15 protein-coding genes are annotated in these 15,332 nt (G+C 69.9%); 3 read left to right on the forward strand and 12 right to left on the reverse strand.

The window, feature by feature from the left end; translation table 11 throughout:
* Nucleotides 1-20: 20 nt before the first annotated feature.
* The 5 genes from FHG54_RS11650 to FHG54_RS11670 all read right to left on the reverse strand — a co-directional run bounded on the left by FHG54_RS11650 (nucleotide 21) and on the right by FHG54_RS11670 (nucleotide 7,298).
* A complete protein-coding gene (locus FHG54_RS11650; RefSeq protein WP_139417417.1) occupies nucleotides 21-2,939 on the reverse strand; it encodes a DNA translocase FtsK in 2,919 nt (972 codons plus the stop codon).
* 116 nt (nucleotides 2,940-3,055) lie between these two features.
* Entirely contained in the window at nucleotides 3,056-4,732 is a 1,677-nt protein-coding gene (locus tag FHG54_RS11655; RefSeq protein ID WP_139417418.1) for a ribonuclease J, read from the reverse strand.
* 106 nt (nucleotides 4,733-4,838) lie between these two features.
* Nucleotides 4,839-5,762 (reverse strand): 4-hydroxy-tetrahydrodipicolinate synthase, encoded by a 924-nt coding sequence (dapA, locus tag FHG54_RS11660; RefSeq protein ID WP_232331455.1) that lies wholly within the window; start codon nucleotides 5,760-5,762, stop codon nucleotides 4,839-4,841.
* A 211-nt stretch (nucleotides 5,763-5,973) separates the two neighbouring features.
* The gene (locus FHG54_RS11665) at nucleotides 5,974-6,492 is read right to left on the reverse strand and encodes a dihydrofolate reductase (protein WP_139417420.1); all 519 of its coding nucleotides are present in this window, start codon (nucleotides 6,490-6,492) and stop codon (nucleotides 5,974-5,976) included.
* Complete coding sequence (locus tag FHG54_RS11670) at nucleotides 6,489-7,298, reverse strand: thymidylate synthase (RefSeq protein ID WP_139417421.1); 810 nt, start codon at nucleotides 7,296-7,298, stop codon at nucleotides 6,489-6,491. Before FHG54_RS11670 ends, FHG54_RS11665 begins: the two co-directional genes overlap by 4 nt.
* Nucleotides 7,299-7,434: 136 nt before the next feature.
* Here FHG54_RS11670 and FHG54_RS11675 point away from each other — a divergent pair, with 136 nt between their 5' ends.
* Together FHG54_RS11675 and FHG54_RS11680 are read left to right on the forward strand one after the other, a co-directional pair.
* Entirely contained in the window at nucleotides 7,435-7,860 is a 426-nt protein-coding gene (locus FHG54_RS11675) for an OsmC family peroxiredoxin (RefSeq protein WP_139417422.1), read from the forward strand.
* A 3-nt stretch (nucleotides 7,861-7,863) separates the two neighbouring features.
* Nucleotides 7,864-8,769, forward strand: a complete 906-nt coding sequence (locus tag FHG54_RS11680) for a TIGR01777 family oxidoreductase (protein WP_139417423.1) — start codon at nucleotides 7,864-7,866, stop codon at nucleotides 8,767-8,769.
* A 24-nt stretch (nucleotides 8,770-8,793) separates the two neighbouring features.
* Here FHG54_RS11680 and FHG54_RS11685 read toward each other — a convergent pair whose 3' ends face one another.
* Entirely contained in the window at nucleotides 8,794-9,234 is a 441-nt protein-coding gene (locus tag FHG54_RS11685) for a hypothetical protein (protein ID WP_139417424.1), read from the reverse strand.
* Complete coding sequence (gene dapB, locus FHG54_RS11690) at nucleotides 9,231-9,983, reverse strand: 4-hydroxy-tetrahydrodipicolinate reductase (RefSeq protein ID WP_139417425.1); 753 nt, start codon at nucleotides 9,981-9,983, stop codon at nucleotides 9,231-9,233. The genes FHG54_RS11685 and dapB overlap by 4 nt, the downstream gene beginning before the upstream one ends.
* A gap of 118 nt (nucleotides 9,984-10,101) precedes the next feature.
* Between dapB and FHG54_RS11695 the strand changes: the two genes are divergently transcribed.
* Nucleotides 10,102-10,560 (forward strand): GNAT family N-acetyltransferase, encoded by a 459-nt coding sequence (locus FHG54_RS11695; protein ID WP_338025680.1) that lies wholly within the window; start codon nucleotides 10,102-10,104, stop codon nucleotides 10,558-10,560.
* A 16-nt stretch (nucleotides 10,561-10,576) separates the two neighbouring features.
* Here FHG54_RS11695 and FHG54_RS11700 read toward each other — a convergent pair whose 3' ends face one another.
* The 5 genes from FHG54_RS11700 to FHG54_RS11720 form a co-directional block, all read right to left on the reverse strand.
* On the reverse strand, nucleotides 10,577-11,179 hold the full coding sequence (locus FHG54_RS11700) for a histidine phosphatase family protein (RefSeq protein ID WP_139417427.1): 603 nt from the start codon (nucleotides 11,177-11,179) through the stop codon (nucleotides 10,577-10,579).
* 36 nt (nucleotides 11,180-11,215) lie between these two features.
* A complete protein-coding gene (locus tag FHG54_RS11705) occupies nucleotides 11,216-12,601 on the reverse strand; it encodes a M16 family metallopeptidase (protein WP_139417428.1) in 1,386 nt (461 codons plus the stop codon).
* A 50-nt stretch (nucleotides 12,602-12,651) separates the two neighbouring features.
* Nucleotides 12,652-13,797: an aldo/keto reductase gene (locus tag FHG54_RS11710; protein ID WP_233437760.1), complete on the reverse strand. Its 1,146-nt coding sequence runs from the start codon at nucleotides 13,795-13,797 to the stop codon at nucleotides 12,652-12,654.
* A gap of 157 nt (nucleotides 13,798-13,954) precedes the next feature.
* On the reverse strand, nucleotides 13,955-14,770 hold the full coding sequence (locus tag FHG54_RS11715; RefSeq protein WP_139417429.1) for an HpcH/HpaI aldolase/citrate lyase family protein: 816 nt from the start codon (nucleotides 14,768-14,770) through the stop codon (nucleotides 13,955-13,957).
* Complete coding sequence (locus tag FHG54_RS11720) at nucleotides 14,767-15,324, reverse strand: MaoC family dehydratase (RefSeq protein ID WP_139417430.1); 558 nt, start codon at nucleotides 15,322-15,324, stop codon at nucleotides 14,767-14,769. Before FHG54_RS11720 ends, FHG54_RS11715 begins: the two co-directional genes overlap by 4 nt.
* Between the last annotated feature and the right edge of the window lie 8 nt (nucleotides 15,325-15,332).

Genomic DNA, 15,332 nt, shown 5'->3' on the forward strand with positions numbered 1-15,332 from the left:
CCGCCGACGACCGTGTCGCCTCAGTCGCGTCCGGTCAGTCCCCAGGCGTCTTCGTCGGCGTCGCCGTCGACCTCGGGAAGCCCTTCGCTCATGCGGGCGACGGGGTCGGTGTAACGCTCGTCGGGCGCGTCGTACGCCTCCTTCGCGGCGATGCCGTCACCGAGCGGACCGGTCTGCGCGCCGGCGGGTGCCGCAGGGCGCGCGGCGGGCTGCTGTGCCGCTGCTGCAGCCGGCGCGGCAGCGGGCTCTTCGCCGCGCAGTCGCGCGAGCACGCCCGGCAGTTGCTCGGCGGTCACGAGCACGTCGCGCGCCTTCGAGCCCTCGGACGGGCCGACGATCTCACGCGACTCGAGCAGGTCCATGAGGCGGCCGGCCTTCGCGAAGCCGACGCGGAGCTTGCGCTGCAGCATCGACGTCGATCCGAACTGGGTCGACACGACGAGCTCGGCGGCGGCGAGGAGCAGTTCGAGATCGTCGCCGATGTCGGAGTCGATCTCCTTCCGTTCGACGGCTGCCGCGACATCCTGCCGGTATTCGGGCCGAGCCTGCCGGGTGACGTGCTTGACGACTCGCTCGATCTCGTCTTCGTTCACCCATGCACCCTGTACGCGCAGGGGCTTCGACGCGCCCATCGGCAGGAAGAGCGCGTCGCCCTGACCGATGAGCTTGTCGGCTCCCGGCTGATCGAGGATGACTCGGGAGTCGGTGACGCTCGTGACCGCGAACGCGAGCCTCGAGGGCACGTTGGCCTTGATGAGACCGGTGACGACATCGACGGACGGTCGCTGGGTGGCCAGCACGAGGTGGATGCCGGAGGCGCGGGCGAGCTGCGTGATGCGCACGATCGAGTCCTCGACGTCGCGCGGGGCCACCATCATCAGGTCGGCGAGCTCGTCGACGACGACCAGCAGGTACGGATACGGCTTGAGTGTGCGCTCCGAGCCGGCCGGCAAGACGATCTCGTCGTTGATGACGGCCTTGTTGAAGTCGTCGATGTGACGGAAGCCGAACGACGCGAGGTCGTCGTAGCGCATGTCCATCTCCTTCACGACCCACGAGAGCGCCTCAGCGGCCTTCTTCGGATTCGTGATGATGGGCGTGATGAGGTGCGGCACACCGGCGTACGGCGCGAGCTCGACGCGCTTCGGGTCGATGAGCACCATGCGCACGTCGGAGGGCTTCGCCCGCATCAGAAGCGACGTGATCATCGAGTTCACGAAGCTCGACTTGCCGGAACCCGTGGAGCCGGCGACGAGCAGGTGCGGCATCTTCGCAAGGTTCGCGACGACGTAGCCGCCCCCCACGTCTTTGCCGACGCCGATCGTCATCGAGTGTGCGGCATTCGCCGCATTGCCGGAGCGGAGCACGTCGCCGAGCGTCACGATCTCGCGGTCGGCATTCGGGATCTCGATGCCGATCGCACTCTTGCCCGGGATCGGCGAGAGGATGCGCACCTCGTTGGAGGCGACCGCATAGGCCAGGTTCTTCGAGAGCGCCGTGACGCGTTCGACCTTGACGCCGGGGCCGAGCTCGATCTCGTACTGCGTCACCGTCGGACCGCGCGAGAAGCCGGTGACCTTCGCGTCGACGCCGAACTGGTCGAGCACGCCCGTGATCTGGCGCACGACGTCGTCGTTGACCTGCGAGCGCTTCTTCGCCGGTGCGCCGGCCGCCAGCGTCGACGCGGCGGGCAGGCTGTATGGGCGCTCGGGTTCGGCGGGCGCCTCCGCATCGAACTCCGAAGACCCGGGCGCGTCGGAGCCGGCCGCCCCGGTCGCGGCGCCTGCGACGTCGAACGCCGCGAGCACATTCGTGGCGCCGGCGTCGTCGCCGCGGAGGCCGGTGCCACCCTGCGGCACGTCGCCCGTGAACTGCTGCAGCGCGGACTCGGCGCGCTCGAGGTCGCCGAGCACTTCGGTGTCGTATCCGGGGCCGCCCGCTCCCTCGAGGGGCGACTCGAAGCCGCCGGCGGCGGAACCCGCTCCGAACACCTCGGTGAGTCCCTCTGCACCGCCGGAGGCGAACGCCGGGTCTTCCTCTCGGTTCGAGTCGTTGCGGCGCCACCACGGCAGCATGCCGCCGCGCGGCTGGTCGTCGTCGCCGTCGCCGAGTGCGTCGATGCCGTCGAGTTCGGCCTGCACCGATTTCCTGCGCTCGCGTCTCGACGGTTTCGGCTCGCCCTCTGGCGCTTCGGTCTCGTCGTGGGTCGCACCGAAGAGCCATTCGTAGAGCTCACGGAACCGCGCGGGAATGCGGGTCGGCGGCGTCTTCGTGATGATGAGCAACGACAGGAGGAGCAGCACGATCACGACGATCGTGGCTCCCACCTGCGTGATGAGCGCGGTGAGCGGCGCCGCGACCATCCAGCCGAGGATGCCGCCGGCACGGGCCAGCACTGCCATGCCGTCGCGCGGCTCGGGCTGGCCGCCGAAGAGATGGCAGAGTGCGGAGACGGTCAGGAGCAGGAGGCCGAGCCCGATGCCGATGCGCGTGTTGTCGTGCACCGAGCTCGGGTGTCGGAAGAGCCAGACCGCGAAGAGCAGCATCACGACTGGCAGGGCGAAAGCGACCCGGCCGAAGAGGCCGCCGAAGGTCCATGAGTCGAGCGTCTGTGCGATGGGTTCGTTGATGAGGAACCACTCGACGACGGCGCCGATGATCGCGAGCACGACGATGAAGAACGGCAGGCCGTCGCGCCGCTCCTCTTTCGAGAGGGTCTCGGGGCCGAGCGCGCGGGCGGCCCCGCCGGTCAGGTGCGCCAGGCCCATCCATGCCCGCACGAGGATGTTCGGCCGCTCTGGGGCCGCGGGCGCCTTCTTCGTCGCGGCGGCGCGGGTGTTCGCCGGCAGCTTCTTCGTGGGTGCGGTGCTCTGGCGCGTCGACGTCGTGCGGGCGGACGTGCCCGATGCACGCTTGTTCGATCGGGTGCCCGTAGCCATGGAGTCAAGGTTACGGCGCGGCGGCGACACCACGCCGCATCCGCCCGCGAGTGTCTGCGATCCGCGGACGCCCGCGCCTGATGCGCCGACGCGCCCCGCGCCTACGCCCCGCGCCTCTACGCCTCGATGACGAGCGGCACGAGCATCGGCCGGCGACGCAGGCGCCGGTTGACCCAACCGCCGAGCACGCGCCGCACGATCTGCGACAGCGCGTGGGAGTCGCGCACGCCGCTGTGTGCGGCCTCGGCGAGGGCGTCGATGATCTTGGGCTTGACATCGTCGAAGACCGAGTCGTCTTCGGCGAACCCGCGCGCGTGGATCTCGGGCCCGGTGATGACTCGGCCCGTGGACGCGTCGACCACGACGATGACCGAGATGAAGCCCTCCTCTGCGAGGATGCGGCGGTCCTTGAGGTCGGCGTCGGTGATCTCGCCGACGGTCGAGCCGTCGACGTAGACGAAGCCGAGGTCGAGCTGCCCGACGACGCCGAGCACGCCGCCCCGCAGGTCGTACACCGTGCCGTTCTCGCCGATGAAGGTGTTCTTCTCGGGGATGCCGGTGTCTTGCGCGAGCTTCGCGTTCGCGAACAGGTGCCGGTACTCACCGTGGATCGGCAGCACGTTCTTCGGCTTCAGGATGTTGTAGCAGTAGAGGAGTTCGCCGGCGGCCGCGTGCCCCGAGACGTGCACCTTCGCGTTGGCCTTGTGCACGACGTCGGCGCCGAGCTTCGTGAGACCGTCGATGACGCGATAGACCGCGTTCTCGTTGCCCGGGATCAGGCTCGAAGCGAGGATCACCGTGTCGCCCTCGCCGATCTCGATCTGGTGGTCGCGGTTCGCCATGCGCGAGAGCACCGCCATCGGCTCGCCCTGCGACCCGGTCGACATGTAGACGATCTCGTCGTCGGGCACGTTGCCGGCCTTCTTGTAGTCGATGAGCACGCCCTCCGGCACCTTCAGGTAGCCGAGATCGGCGGCGATGGTCATGTTGCGCACCATGCTGCGGCCGAGGAGGGCGACCCGGCGGTGGTTGGCCCACGCGGCGTCGAGCACCTGCTGCACGCGGTGCACGTGGCTCGAGAAGCTCGCGACGATGACTCGGCGCGGCGCACGGTTGATGACCTCGTCGATCACGGGGCCGATGGAGCGCTCGAGCGGGGTGAAGCCGGGGACATCCGCGTTCGTGGAGTCGACCATGAAGACGTCGACGCCCTCTTCGCCGAGGCGCGCGAACTCGCGCAGGTCGGTGAGTCGTCCGTCGAGCGGCAGCTGATCCATCTTGAAGTCGCCGGTCGCGAGCACGGTGCCTGCGTCGGTCTTGATCGCGACGGCGAGGGCGTCGGGGATCGAGTGGTTGACGGCGATGAACTCGAGACGGAAGGGGCCGATCTGCTCGTGCCCGCCCTCTTTCACGGTGAGGGTATAGGGCTTGATGCGGTGCTCTTTGAGCTTCGCCTCGATGAGCGCGAGCGTCAGTTGCGAGCCGATCAGGGGGATGTCGCCCCGGAGCTTGAGCAGATAGGGCACCGCGCCGATGTGGTCTTCGTGACCGTGCGTGAGCACGACACCGACGATGTCGTCGATGCGCGACTTCAGGAAGCCGAAGTCGGGCAGGATCAGGTCGACGCCCGGCTGGTGCTCTTCGGGGAAGAGCACGCCGCAGTCGACGATGAGGATCTTGCCGTCGATCTCGTAGCTGGTCATGTTGCGGCCGACCTCCCCCAGGCCGCCGATGGGGATGATGCGGAGCGTTCCGGCCTCGAGCGGGGCAGGATCGATGACTTGGTCGGGCATGAGCCCTCCTTCTGTTGCGGTGTTCAGTTCGGTGCCGGCGCTCTGACCGGCGGATGTCTCGGGGAGGACGTCGCGGCGGGCAGGGCGCGCCGCGGCATCCGCTCGTTCAGCGGGTGGTGCCGGCGACCTTCGGCAGCGCGCCGCCTGCGGCGGCGTTGCGGTCGGGACGGAAGTTGTGGAAGTCGACGCCGTCGATGCCGCTGACGTGGTCGATCTCGTCTTCGATGAGGGCGGCCTCCCACTCTTCGGGGCCGACGAGGGGAAGGCGTACTCGCGGGCTCCCGATGCGGCCGAGACCGTGCAGGATGTACTTCGCGGCGACCGTGCCCGGAACATGGGTCATGACGGCTCGCACGAGCGGCTCGAGACGCTGGTGGGCGGCGGTGGCCGTCGCGAGGTCGCCCGCGTTCACCGCGTCGATGATCTGACGGTAGGGCGCGGCGGCGATGTTCGCCGTGATGCCGATGAGGCCCGTCGCGCCGATCGAGAGGTGCGGCAGCACGTTCGCATCGTCGCCCGAGAAGTACATGAGGTCGGTCTGGTTCAGCACCCGGCTCACCTCGGAGAAGTCGCCCTTGGCGTCTTTCACCGCGAGGATGTTGGGGTGCTTGGCGAGCCGCAGGATCGTCTCGTACCTGATCGGCACGCCCGTGCGCCCGGGGATGTCGTAGAGGATGACCGGCAGATCGGTGGCGTCGGCCACGAGCCGGAAGTGCGTGAGGATGCCCGCCTGCGTCGGCTTGTTGTAATACGGCGTGACGATCATGATGCCGTCGGCGCCGGCCTGCTCGGAGTGCTTGTAGAGCTCGATCGCGTGCGCGGTCTCGTTCGAGCCGCCGCCCGTGATGATCTTGGCGCGGCCTGCGGCGACGTCTTTGCCGACCTCGACCAGGCGGATCTTCTCGGGGTCGGTGAGGGTCGAGGTCTCGCCCGTGGTGCCGGTGACGACTATGCCGTCGGCGCCCGCCGAGATGACGTCGTCGATGTGCTTCTCGACCCCGGGCCAATCGACTTCGCCGTCCGCCGTCATCGGCGTGACGAGCGCGACGAGCACTTGTCCGAAGGGGTTCTGGGAGGTCACGCAGTCCAGCGTATCGGGTCGACGCGGGTCGCGGCCGGGTCGACGCGGGTCGCGGCCGGGTCGGGCCGCCACCCGTGCCATCAACCGCACCACTCCCCTCCCTGCCCGCACCCGGCGTGTCGGCAGCGAGGAGCCGGGGCGAAGGACACAGACCCGGAGGTCAGGGGCGGTCGTAGCGGTGGAAGCGGTAGCCGACGCCCGCTCGAGAGAGGCGAGGACCGTCGGTGTCGACGAGCCGCCAGCTCAGGTCGATCGACGGTGCGTAGGCGTCGCCGGCCACCTCGAGGTCGAGCTCGGTGACCTCGAGGCGGTCGGCACGGTCGATGAGCGCTTCGAAGAGCTCGGCGCCACCGATCACCCAGATCCAGTCGGGGCCGGATGTCGCGGCCGACGCGAGCGCGTCGTCGACCGAACCCGCTCGCACTGCTCCCTCAGCGGCCCATTCCTCGTTGCGGGTGACGACGATGTTGGTGCGCCCCGGCAACGGGCGGAACCGCGCCGGTAGCGAGTCCCAGGTCTTGCGCCCCATCACGACGGGGCCGCCGAGCGTCACGGACTTGAAGTGCGCGAGGTCTTCGGGCACGTGCCAGGGCATCGCTCCCCCGGCGCCGATCACCCCGCCGTGGGCCTCGGCCCAGACGAGTCCGAGCCTCGGCCCCGCGGCATCCGTCTCGCTCATACCGCGACGGCCGCGCGGATCGGCGGGTGGTGCTTGTACCCCTCGACGACGAAGTCGTCGTACTCGTAGTCGAAGACCGAGTCGGGCGTGCGGGCGAGGCGCAGGGTCGGCGGCGCGAACGGCTCGCGAGTGAGCTGCTCGGTGACCTGCTCGACGTGGTTGTCGTAGATGTGGCAGTCGCCGCCGGTCCAGACGAAGTCGCCGACCTCGAGCCCGGTCTGCGCCGCGATCATGTGGGTCAGGAGCGCATAGGAGGCGATGTTGAACGGCACGCCGAGGAAGAGGTCGGCGCTGCGCTGGTAGAGCTGGCACGAGAGCTTGCCGTCGGCGACATAGAACTGGAAGAGCGCGTGGCACGGTGCGAGCGCCATGTCGGGGATGTCGGCGGGGTTCCACGCCGAGACGATGAGGCGGCGGGAGTCGGGGTTCGTGCGGATCTGCTCGACGACCTCGGAGATCTGGTCGATCTGCTCACCCGACGGTGTCGGCCATGACCGCCACTGCACGCCGTAGACGGGGCCGAGCTCGCCGGCGGAATCGGCCCATTCATCCCAGATGGTGACGCCGTGCTCGCGCAGCCAGCCGACGTTCGACGAGCCCTGCAGGAACCAGAGCAGCTCGTACGCGATCGACTTGAAGTGCACGCGCTTCGTCGTGACCAGGGGGAAGCCCTCGGAGAGGTCGAATCGCAGCTGGCGCCCGAACACGCTGCGCGTGCCGGTGCCCGTGCGGTCGGTCTTGACGGCGCCGTGCTCGAGCACGTCGCGCAGCAGGTCTTCGTACGGGGTTGGGATCGTCTCGGCCATCCCGTCAAGGCTATCCCTCCATGGCCGAACGACGGCGAAGGCGAGCGGATGCCGCGACCGCGATCTTCGCCGCGTTCCTCAACGGGCGCCGGCGCTCGCGGCTAGGCTGGAAGTCCGGCTCGACGAGGAGGATGACATGGCAGTCACGAGTGAATCGACCACCGTCTGGAACGGCACGCTCTTCGAGGGATCGGGCGACGTCGCCCTCGACTCCTCGAAACTGGCGACCTTTCCGGTGAACTGGAAGGCACGATCCGAGGGTGCGGCCGGCACGACCAACCCCGAGGAACTGCTCGCCGCCGCGCACTCCTCGTGCTTCTCGATGGCGCTCTCGCTCGGTCTCGCGCAAGCCGGCACGCCCGCTGAGAGCATCCAGACCACCGCGGCGGTCACGTTCGAGGCCGGCAAGGGCGTGCTCGGCAGTCACCTGCTCGTGAGCGCCCGCGTGCCCGGGCTCGGCGAGGAGGCGTTCGAGGCACTCGCCGAAGACGCGAAGAAGAACTGCCCGATCTCGCAGGCACTCGCCGGCATCCCGATCACGATCGAAGCCGAACTCGCCTGATCGATGCGGCTGCTCGTCGCCGGTGCCTCCGGATTCATCGGCACTCCGCTCGTGGCCGCACTGATCGCCGACGGGCACGAGGTCGTGCGCCTCGTGCGACGTCGAGCCGCGGGCGATGACGAGTCGGCGTGGTCGCCCACTGCCGGCATCATCGACTTCACCGTCATGGATCGCGTCGACGCGGTCGTGAATCTCTCGGGAGCGCCATTCACGCGTCTGCCCTGGACGAAGGCGTACCGCTCCGAGCTTCTCGGATCCCGCATCGCGGCGACCCGCACCCTCGCCGACGCGATGCGCAAGGCACGGCGCCCTCCCACCGTCTTCCTGAACGCCTCCGCGGTCGGGTACTACGGTGATCGCCCCGGCGAACTGCTCACCGAGCACTCGAGCGGCGGCACGGGATACCTCGCGGATGTCGTCAGGCGTTGGGAGGCGGCGGCATGCCTCGCACCCGAGGAGACTCGCACGGTCGTCTTCCGTTCCGGCGTCGTGGTGGGGCAGGGCGGGGCCATGAAGCGAGTCGCATCTCTGACCCGGCTGGGCGTGTCGGGCCGGCTCGGCACCGGCGGCCAGCACTGGCCGTGGATCGCGCTCGACGACGAGGTCGGCGCGCTCATGCACTTGCTCGGCTCCTCACTTTCGGGAGCGGTCAACCTCGTCGGCCCCAGACCGTCGACGGCGGATCGGGTGATGACCGCGATGGCCGAACGGATGCACCGGCCGTACGTGCTCGGCGTGCCCGAGCGCATGCTCGAGATCGCACTCGGCCGCGCGGCCGACGACCTGTTGCTCGCGAGCCAGAAGGTACGGCCGCAGCGGCTCATCGACGACGGCTACCGGTTCCGGCACGCGACGGTCGAGACGGCGCTCGACGCGATGTTGAGCGCGCCGCGCACCGTGTCTCAGTAGTCACCCGTGCGCCGTCGTCACTGCTCAGCCTCCGGAGCGTGAAAGCTCGATCGCGCGTCGCACCGCGTGCCGGGCGTTGCGACGGTCGCCTGCCGCATCGTAGGCGAGCCCGAGTCGGAGCACGGCCCGCCACGAGTCTGGCGTCTCCTCGGCCGCAGCACGGAAGCCGTCGAGTGCGGCGCGCGCCGCGGCGCGCTCGGGTCGACCGCTCGCCATGAGCGGCAGTCCGAGGTCGAGCAGGCCCTCGGCATCGAGCCGCTTCACGAGCTCGTGCGAACGGATGCCGAAGCTGAGTTCGCGCCAGAGCGCCCAGAGGGCGATGAGCGGCAGCACGAGCAGGGCGACCCCCATGGCGATCGCGACCGGTTCGCCGGTCGCGATGAACTGCACGGCGCGCCAGCCCGCGAGCGCGAGATAGAGCACGAGGAGCGCGGCCATGATGAGCGCGCCGAGCTTCGTGGTCATCGGGAGGTGCCGGGCAGTCCGAGGTCGAGCAGGGCGTCGAGGCCGACCGTGACACCGGATGCCTCGGGGGCGTTGCGGATGGCGAGCAGGATGCCGGCCTCATACGACTTCGGGGAGAGCGTCGAGTGCGTGATCGTCAGGGTCTCGCCGTCGCCGCCGAACACGACGCGCTGCTCGGCCGCGACCCCGGCGAGACGCAGGCTGTGCACGGGGACCCCGCTCACGAGCTGCCCCCGCGCGCGCTGGTCGGCATGCGGCGCGGCGATCGGGCCCCCCTGCACGCGCGCGTCGCCGATGAGCTCGGCGGTTCGCACGGCCGTGCCCGACGGCGAGTCGACCTTGCCTGCGTGGTGCGCCTCGACGATCTCGATCGAGTCGAAGAACGGTGCCGCAAGCCTCGCGAAGGCGGTGCCGAGCACACTGCCGATCGAGAAGTTCGGGACGAAGAGCACGGCGCCGGCGTCGGCATGACCCCGCACGAACGCCGAGATCTCGGCGATGCGGTCGCTCGACCAGCCAGAAGTGCCGACGACGACCGGGATGCCGGCGCCCGCGGCGAACTCGACGATCTCGGCGCTCGCTCCGGGATGGGTGACATCGAACGCCACATCGGCGCCGAGCATGAGATCGAGGCTCGAACGGGAGTCGAGCGCGGCGTGCAGTTCGAGGTCGTCGGCCTCCTCGATCAGTCGACGCGCCAGCAGCCCCATCTTGCCGGTGGCTCCCGCCACGGCGACCCGTATCGTCACGGTTTCACCCTAGCAAGAGCGCACCTGGCGACGGACGCCGCGGGGTCGCAGCGGCACGCGGCATCCGCTGCCGACCTGGTCATAGTGTGGAGGCATGCTGCGTCTCAGAGAAGCCTCCGTGACCGACGCCGATGCACACGCATTGCTCGGCGCCTACTTCGCAGAGCGCGCCGCGGGGTTTCCGGCCGCACAGGGCGAGTACCGCCCGGCCTGGCCGACAGCGGAGCAGTTCACGCCGCCCGCCGGCGTCTTCCTGATCGTCGTCGACGAGTCGGACGCCGCCGTCGGATGCGGCGGGGCGCGACGCATCCGGCCCCGTCCAGGCACCCGCGAGGTGCGCTTCGAGATCAAGCACCTCTGGCTGGCGCCCACGGAGCGCGGCGGCGGCGAGGGGCGCCGTCTACTCGCCGAACTCGAGCGGCGGGCGGTGGAGTACGGCGCCCGGGAACTCGTGCTCGACACGAACGCGAGTCTCGAAGCCGCGGGCGGCCTCTACCGCTCGAGCGGATACGTCGACGTCGAGCCCTACAACGACAACCCGAACGCGACGAACTGGTACGGCAAGCGCGTCGGCTGATCAGACCGAGGCCGAATCAGATCAGGTAGGGTTCCGGCAGTCCGGTGCGCAGCTCGGGCGGCAGATGCGCGATGTCGTTGTGCGCGACGAGACTCCAGGGGCGGCCGGGCTTCTGGGTGAGCACGGTGAGACCGCAGTTGGCCTGGTTCAGCGAGACCCAGCGCCAGTCGGGAGCACCGAGCACCTCGCGCACGAACCAGGCGATGACGAAGTTGTGAGTGATGAGCAGCTCGTGGCGATCTTCGCGGTGCGAGCGCAGGAACTCCGCGGCGGCATCGGCCATCTGCGCACTCCCGGCCTCGATCTCGGCCTCGGTCACCGAACCGAAGAATGGATCGTACGCCTTCGGCGTCTCGGGCGCCGGCCCCGACGGAATGCAATCGAAGAGCAGCGCCGAGGGTTCGGAGTTCAGCGCCGGCATCTTCGCCGCGATGATCTCGGCCGTCTCAGCGGCCCGCTGCAGCGGTGAGTGCCACGCGTCGTCGAAGGGCACTCCGCCGAGACGTTCGGCGAGCAGTTCGGCCTGCCGGCGCCCACGGGGTGACAACGGCCCGTCGGGCAGGCCGTGCTCGGCATCGAGCTGTTCGCCGTGTCGGACGAGATAGAGGTGGTTGGCCACGGATATCCGCTCCTCTGCTGCAGGGTGGTGCCGCGGTCAGGCGACGTCGGAACTCGGGGCGACCGCATCGGACGCGCCCGTGAGGCCGGCCTCGTCGATCGCGCCGACGGCAACGAGCGAGAAGGCGCGGGAGGCGAGGTCGGCGGCGAGCTGCTGCACGTCGTCGGCGGTGACGAGTGCGATGCGACGCAGCGCCTCGTCGAGATCGACGAACTCGCCGAGTGTGAGTTCGGCACGGCCGAGCCGCGACATCCGGGTGTCGGAGTCCTCGAGCGCGAGGGCCGAGGCGCCCGCGAGCTGACCCGAAGCCCGGCGCAGTTCGTCGGCGGTCACGCCGTCGGCTGCGAGTCGCTCGAGTTCGTCGCGCATGAGCGCCGCGACGGTGCCCGCCTTCGACGGCGCGCATCCCGCGTACATGCCGAAGAGGCCGGCATCGGAGTAGCCGGGTGCGAAGGAGTAGACGGAGTATGCCAGCCCGCGGCGCTCGCGCACCTGCTGGAAGAGTCGCGACGACATGCCGGAGCCGAAGATCGCGTTGAGCACGCTCATCGTCGGCCGCCGCGCGTCGGTCGCGACGAGGCCGGGCACACCGAGCAGGAGGTTCACCTGCTCGGTCGGACGTGAGACGACGGTGATCTCGGGACCGGCCTCGAGGGCGGCGGGCACGACGGAACGCCGCTCGACCGGTCGCCCCGCTGCGCCGAGGTCCCATCCGGACGTGGAGAGTGCGCGCTCGAGTTCGGCCACCAGCACGTCGTGGTCGACGGCGCCGGCGACGGTGACGACGAGGTCTTGCGGGCGGTAGTTCGCGCGGTAGTGCTCCCACACGCCGCCGCGGGTGGCGCTGCGGATGGTCTCGGGGTTGCCGCCGATGGGGCGCCCCAGCGGGTGAGCGCCGAGCAGCACTTCGAAGAAGCGCTCGTTCGCAACATCTCCGGGGTCGTCACCCGCCATCGAGAGTTCTTCGAGGATCACCCCGCGTTCGCTCTCGAACTCGGTCGGATCCAGCAGCGAGGAGGTGAACATGTCGGCGAGCACCTCGACCGCCATCGGCAGGTCCCGGTCTTGCACCTTGGCGTAGTAGCACGTGTACTCCTTCGCGGTGAGCGCGTTGTGCTCGCCGCCGACCGCGTCGAAGGAGATGGCGATGTCGAGGGCCGATCGGGTGCTCGTGCCCTTGAAGAGGAGATGCTCGAGGAAGTGCGTCGATCCGTAGCTCGCGGGGTGCGCGGCATCCGCTCGCTGTTCGTCACGCGAGCCGACCGCGACCCAGAAGCCGATGGTCGCACTGCGACTGCCCGGCACCTGTTCACTCAGCACTCGCACGCCCGACGGGAGCACGCTGCGCCGAACTCGCGCGTCGCCTGCTGCGGTGAAGGAGAGCTCGGCCTGGCCGAGCGGGAGGTCGACAGCGCCGTTCATCCCGATCAGCCTATGCCACCCGGGCCGGGAGCGGCTCGGGAAGCGCGGGATCAGTGCGACGCGCGGTCGAGTTCGACGATCTCGGATCGCTGCAGCTCGACGCACGCTGCGGCCATGAGCGCCTCGACCTGTTCGGGTCGACTCGCGCTGACGACGGGTGCGACCACCGTGGGCCTCGCGAGCAGCCACGCGAGAGCGATCGTCGCGGGCTGAACGCCGTGAGCGAAGGCGATCTCGTCGACCGCGGCGAGCACGCGGCTCCCGCGCCGGCCGAGGTGGCGGGCCTGGCGCTCGCCCCGGGCATCGCGACGCACGTCTGCCCGGCGACGCACCTGGCCGCCGAGGAACCCGCTCGCGAGGGCGAAATACGGCAGCACGGCGAGCCCCTGCGCGTGCGCGACGAGCTCAGGCGCGCCCTCGAACGGCCGCCGCTCCAGCAGGTTGTACTTCGTGGTCAGTGCCTGGAAGCGGGGCAAACCGTTGGCGGCGAGCACACGCGCCTCGATGAGGCGCTCCGGTGTGAAGTCCGCGGCGCCGATCGCGCCGACCTTGCCTGCGGCGATGAGCGCATCGATGGCACCGAGGCTCTCTTCGAGCGGCACCTCGGGGTCGTCGCCATGGAAGTAGAGCAGGTCGAGGCGTTCGGTGCCGAGGCGCAGGAGCGAGTCGTCGACGGCGGCCGCGATCGCCGCCGGCGCCAGGCCGCGGCGGTCGGGGTGCTGGCCGATCTTCGTCGCGATCGCCATGCGGTCACGCGTGCCGCGCGAGTCCATCCACTTGCCGATGATCGACTCGCTCCGGCCCGCCGCATAGCTGTCGGCCGTGTCGAGGAGCGAGCCACCGACCCCAGCGAAGCGGTCGAGCACGTCGAACGACTGCTCGGTGCTGAGTGTCCAGCCGAACGTACTGCCGCCGAGCGCGAGCGGATGCACTTCGATGCCGGTGTCGCCGATCGGCACCCGCCGGGGAACGCTGATGGGGCCGGAGAGCGGGTTCGAAGCCACGACCTCGACGTGGATGCCGTCGAACGTCGCGGTGCGCGCGTCGGCCGCGCCTCGGTCGACACCGAGTTGGTCGACAGCGTCGACAGCGCGCTCGTCAGCGACGCGCTCGTCAACGTCTCGCTCGTCGACGAGTGCGAGGGCCGCCCCCGTGCCGTTCGCCTCATGCGCCCGGTATATGTGTCGCCGTGCCACGTTCCCCTCCTCCCCAGGATTGACTCCGAGGATACGTGGGCTTCACGCGGTCACGTGCGCGATCCGGTGAACGGCGGTTGAACCGTTATCGAATCGTTTTATTCGACCACCGAATGGGGTGCAGACCAGCGGATTCGGCGGTATGGCAGCCTCGGAATCAGCCGCCCGCGCGGCGCACGAGCGCAGCCGCCTGCCGGAGCACCGGCGCATCGACCATCCCGCCGCGGAAGGCGAACACCCCGCCCTGTTCTTCGGCCGCCGCGAGCACGGCGCGCGCCCACTCGAGCTCTTCGGCTTCGGGCCGGAACGCCTCGCGCACCGTGTCGACCTGCCCCGGATGGATGCACGCCGTCGCGGCGAAGCCGACCGCCATCGCGTCCTCGGCTTCGGCACGAAGCCCGTCGATGTCGCCGATGTCGAGGTGCACGGCGTCGATCGCGGCGATGCCGTTCGCCCCGGCCGCGAGGAGCACCTGGGATCGGGCGTGCCTCGCGACATCGCGGTAACGGCGATCGGCGAATCGGCTCGACGAGCCGCCGAGGGATGCGACCAGGTCTTCGGCGCCCCACATGAGCGCCGTGACGTTCGCCGACGCCGCGGTCTCGTTCGACGCGAGCACACCTCGGGCGGTCTCGCAGAGCGCGATGACCTCGAACCCGGCGAGATCGACGAGGTCGGCCGGGCCTTCGCACTTCGCGAGCATCACCGTGCGGTACTCGGCGGCGGCGAGCGCGGCGAGATCGTCGCCGAGGTACTCGCTCGACGCCGGGTTCACGCGCACGATCACCCGTTCCGGATCGAGCGGCGTGCCGAGCAGCGCGAGGCGCGCAGCGTGCTTCGCATCGCCGGCGACCGCGTCCTCGAGGTCGAGGATCACGGCGTCGGCGCGATCGAGCGCCTTCTCGAATCGATCGGGTCGGTCGGCAGGGCAGAAGAGCAGGGCAGGGCCGAAGCGGAAGGCCGGACGCGTCATCCGCTCGCCTCTGTGTCATCGGACGCGCCGGAGGTGCCGGCCGCGGGCAGCCGCTCCCCCGCCTCGCGGAACCACACGAGCATCGTGCGCGACGCCGTCGCGACGACCTCTCCGTGCTGATTGCGCGCGGTGTGGGCGAGCGTCACGATGCCCTGCCCGGGGCGTGAGGCCGACTCGCGCTTGGCCTCGACCGCACTCTCGCCGTAGAGCGTGTCGCCGACGAAGACGGGGTGCGGAAACGCGACGGCGCCGAAGCCGAGATTCGCGACGAGCGTGCCGCGTGTGAGCTGGCTCACCGACTGGCCGACGAGGGTCGACAGTGTGAAGAGCGAGTTCACGAGCGGTTGCCCGAACGGCTGCGACGCCGACCACGCTGCGTCGAGGTGCAGCGGCTGCGGGTTCATCGTGAGCGTCGTGAACAGCACGTTGTCGGCCTCGGTCACCGTGCGCCCGGGGCGGTGCAGGTAGCGCACGCCCGGCTCGAACTCCTCGTACCAGAGTCCGCGCTCGACGACCTCGCGCGGGGAACTCCGTTCACCGGATGCATCCGTCATGTGAACCG

It is taken from the genome of Agromyces laixinhei, assembly GCF_006337065.1.
In the GTDB taxonomy this organism is placed as follows: domain Bacteria; phylum Actinomycetota; class Actinomycetes; order Actinomycetales; family Microbacteriaceae; genus Agromyces; species Agromyces laixinhei.

What these genes read in the sequence shown, in the direction of transcription:
- FHG54_RS11655 (WP_139417418.1), bottom strand. Translation starts at nt 4,732, where the DNA reads ATGCCCGACCAAGTCATCGATCCTGCCCCGCTCGAGGCCGGAACGCTC.
- FHG54_RS11680 (WP_139417423.1), top strand. Translation starts at nt 7,864, where the DNA reads ATGCGGCTGCTCGTCGCCGGTGCCTCCGGATTCATCGGCACTCCGCTC.
- FHG54_RS11715 (WP_139417429.1), bottom strand. Translation starts at nt 14,770, where the DNA reads ATGACGCGTCCGGCCTTCCGCTTCGGCCCTGCCCTGCTCTTCTGCCCT.
- FHG54_RS11705 (WP_139417428.1), bottom strand. Translation starts at nt 12,601, where the DNA reads ATGAACGGCGCTGTCGACCTCCCGCTCGGCCAGGCCGAGCTCTCCTTC.
- FHG54_RS11685 (WP_139417424.1), bottom strand. Translation starts at nt 9,234, where the DNA reads ATGACCACGAAGCTCGGCGCGCTCATCATGGCCGCGCTCCTCGTGCTC.
- dapA (WP_232331455.1), bottom strand. Translation starts at nt 5,762, where the DNA reads ATGACGGCGGACGGCGAAGTCGATTGGCCCGGGGTCGAGAAGCACATC.
- FHG54_RS11665 (WP_139417420.1), bottom strand. Translation starts at nt 6,492, where the DNA reads ATGAGCGAGACGGATGCCGCGGGGCCGAGGCTCGGACTCGTCTGGGCC.
- FHG54_RS11720 (WP_139417430.1), bottom strand. Translation starts at nt 15,324, where the DNA reads ATGACGGATGCATCCGGTGAACGGAGTTCCCCGCGCGAGGTCGTCGAG.
- FHG54_RS11650 (WP_139417417.1), bottom strand. Translation starts at nt 2,939, where the DNA reads ATGGCTACGGGCACCCGATCGAACAAGCGTGCATCGGGCACGTCCGCC.
- FHG54_RS11675 (WP_139417422.1), top strand. Translation starts at nt 7,435, where the DNA reads ATGGCAGTCACGAGTGAATCGACCACCGTCTGGAACGGCACGCTCTTC.
- FHG54_RS11670 (WP_139417421.1), bottom strand. Translation starts at nt 7,298, where the DNA reads ATGGCCGAGACGATCCCAACCCCGTACGAAGACCTGCTGCGCGACGTG.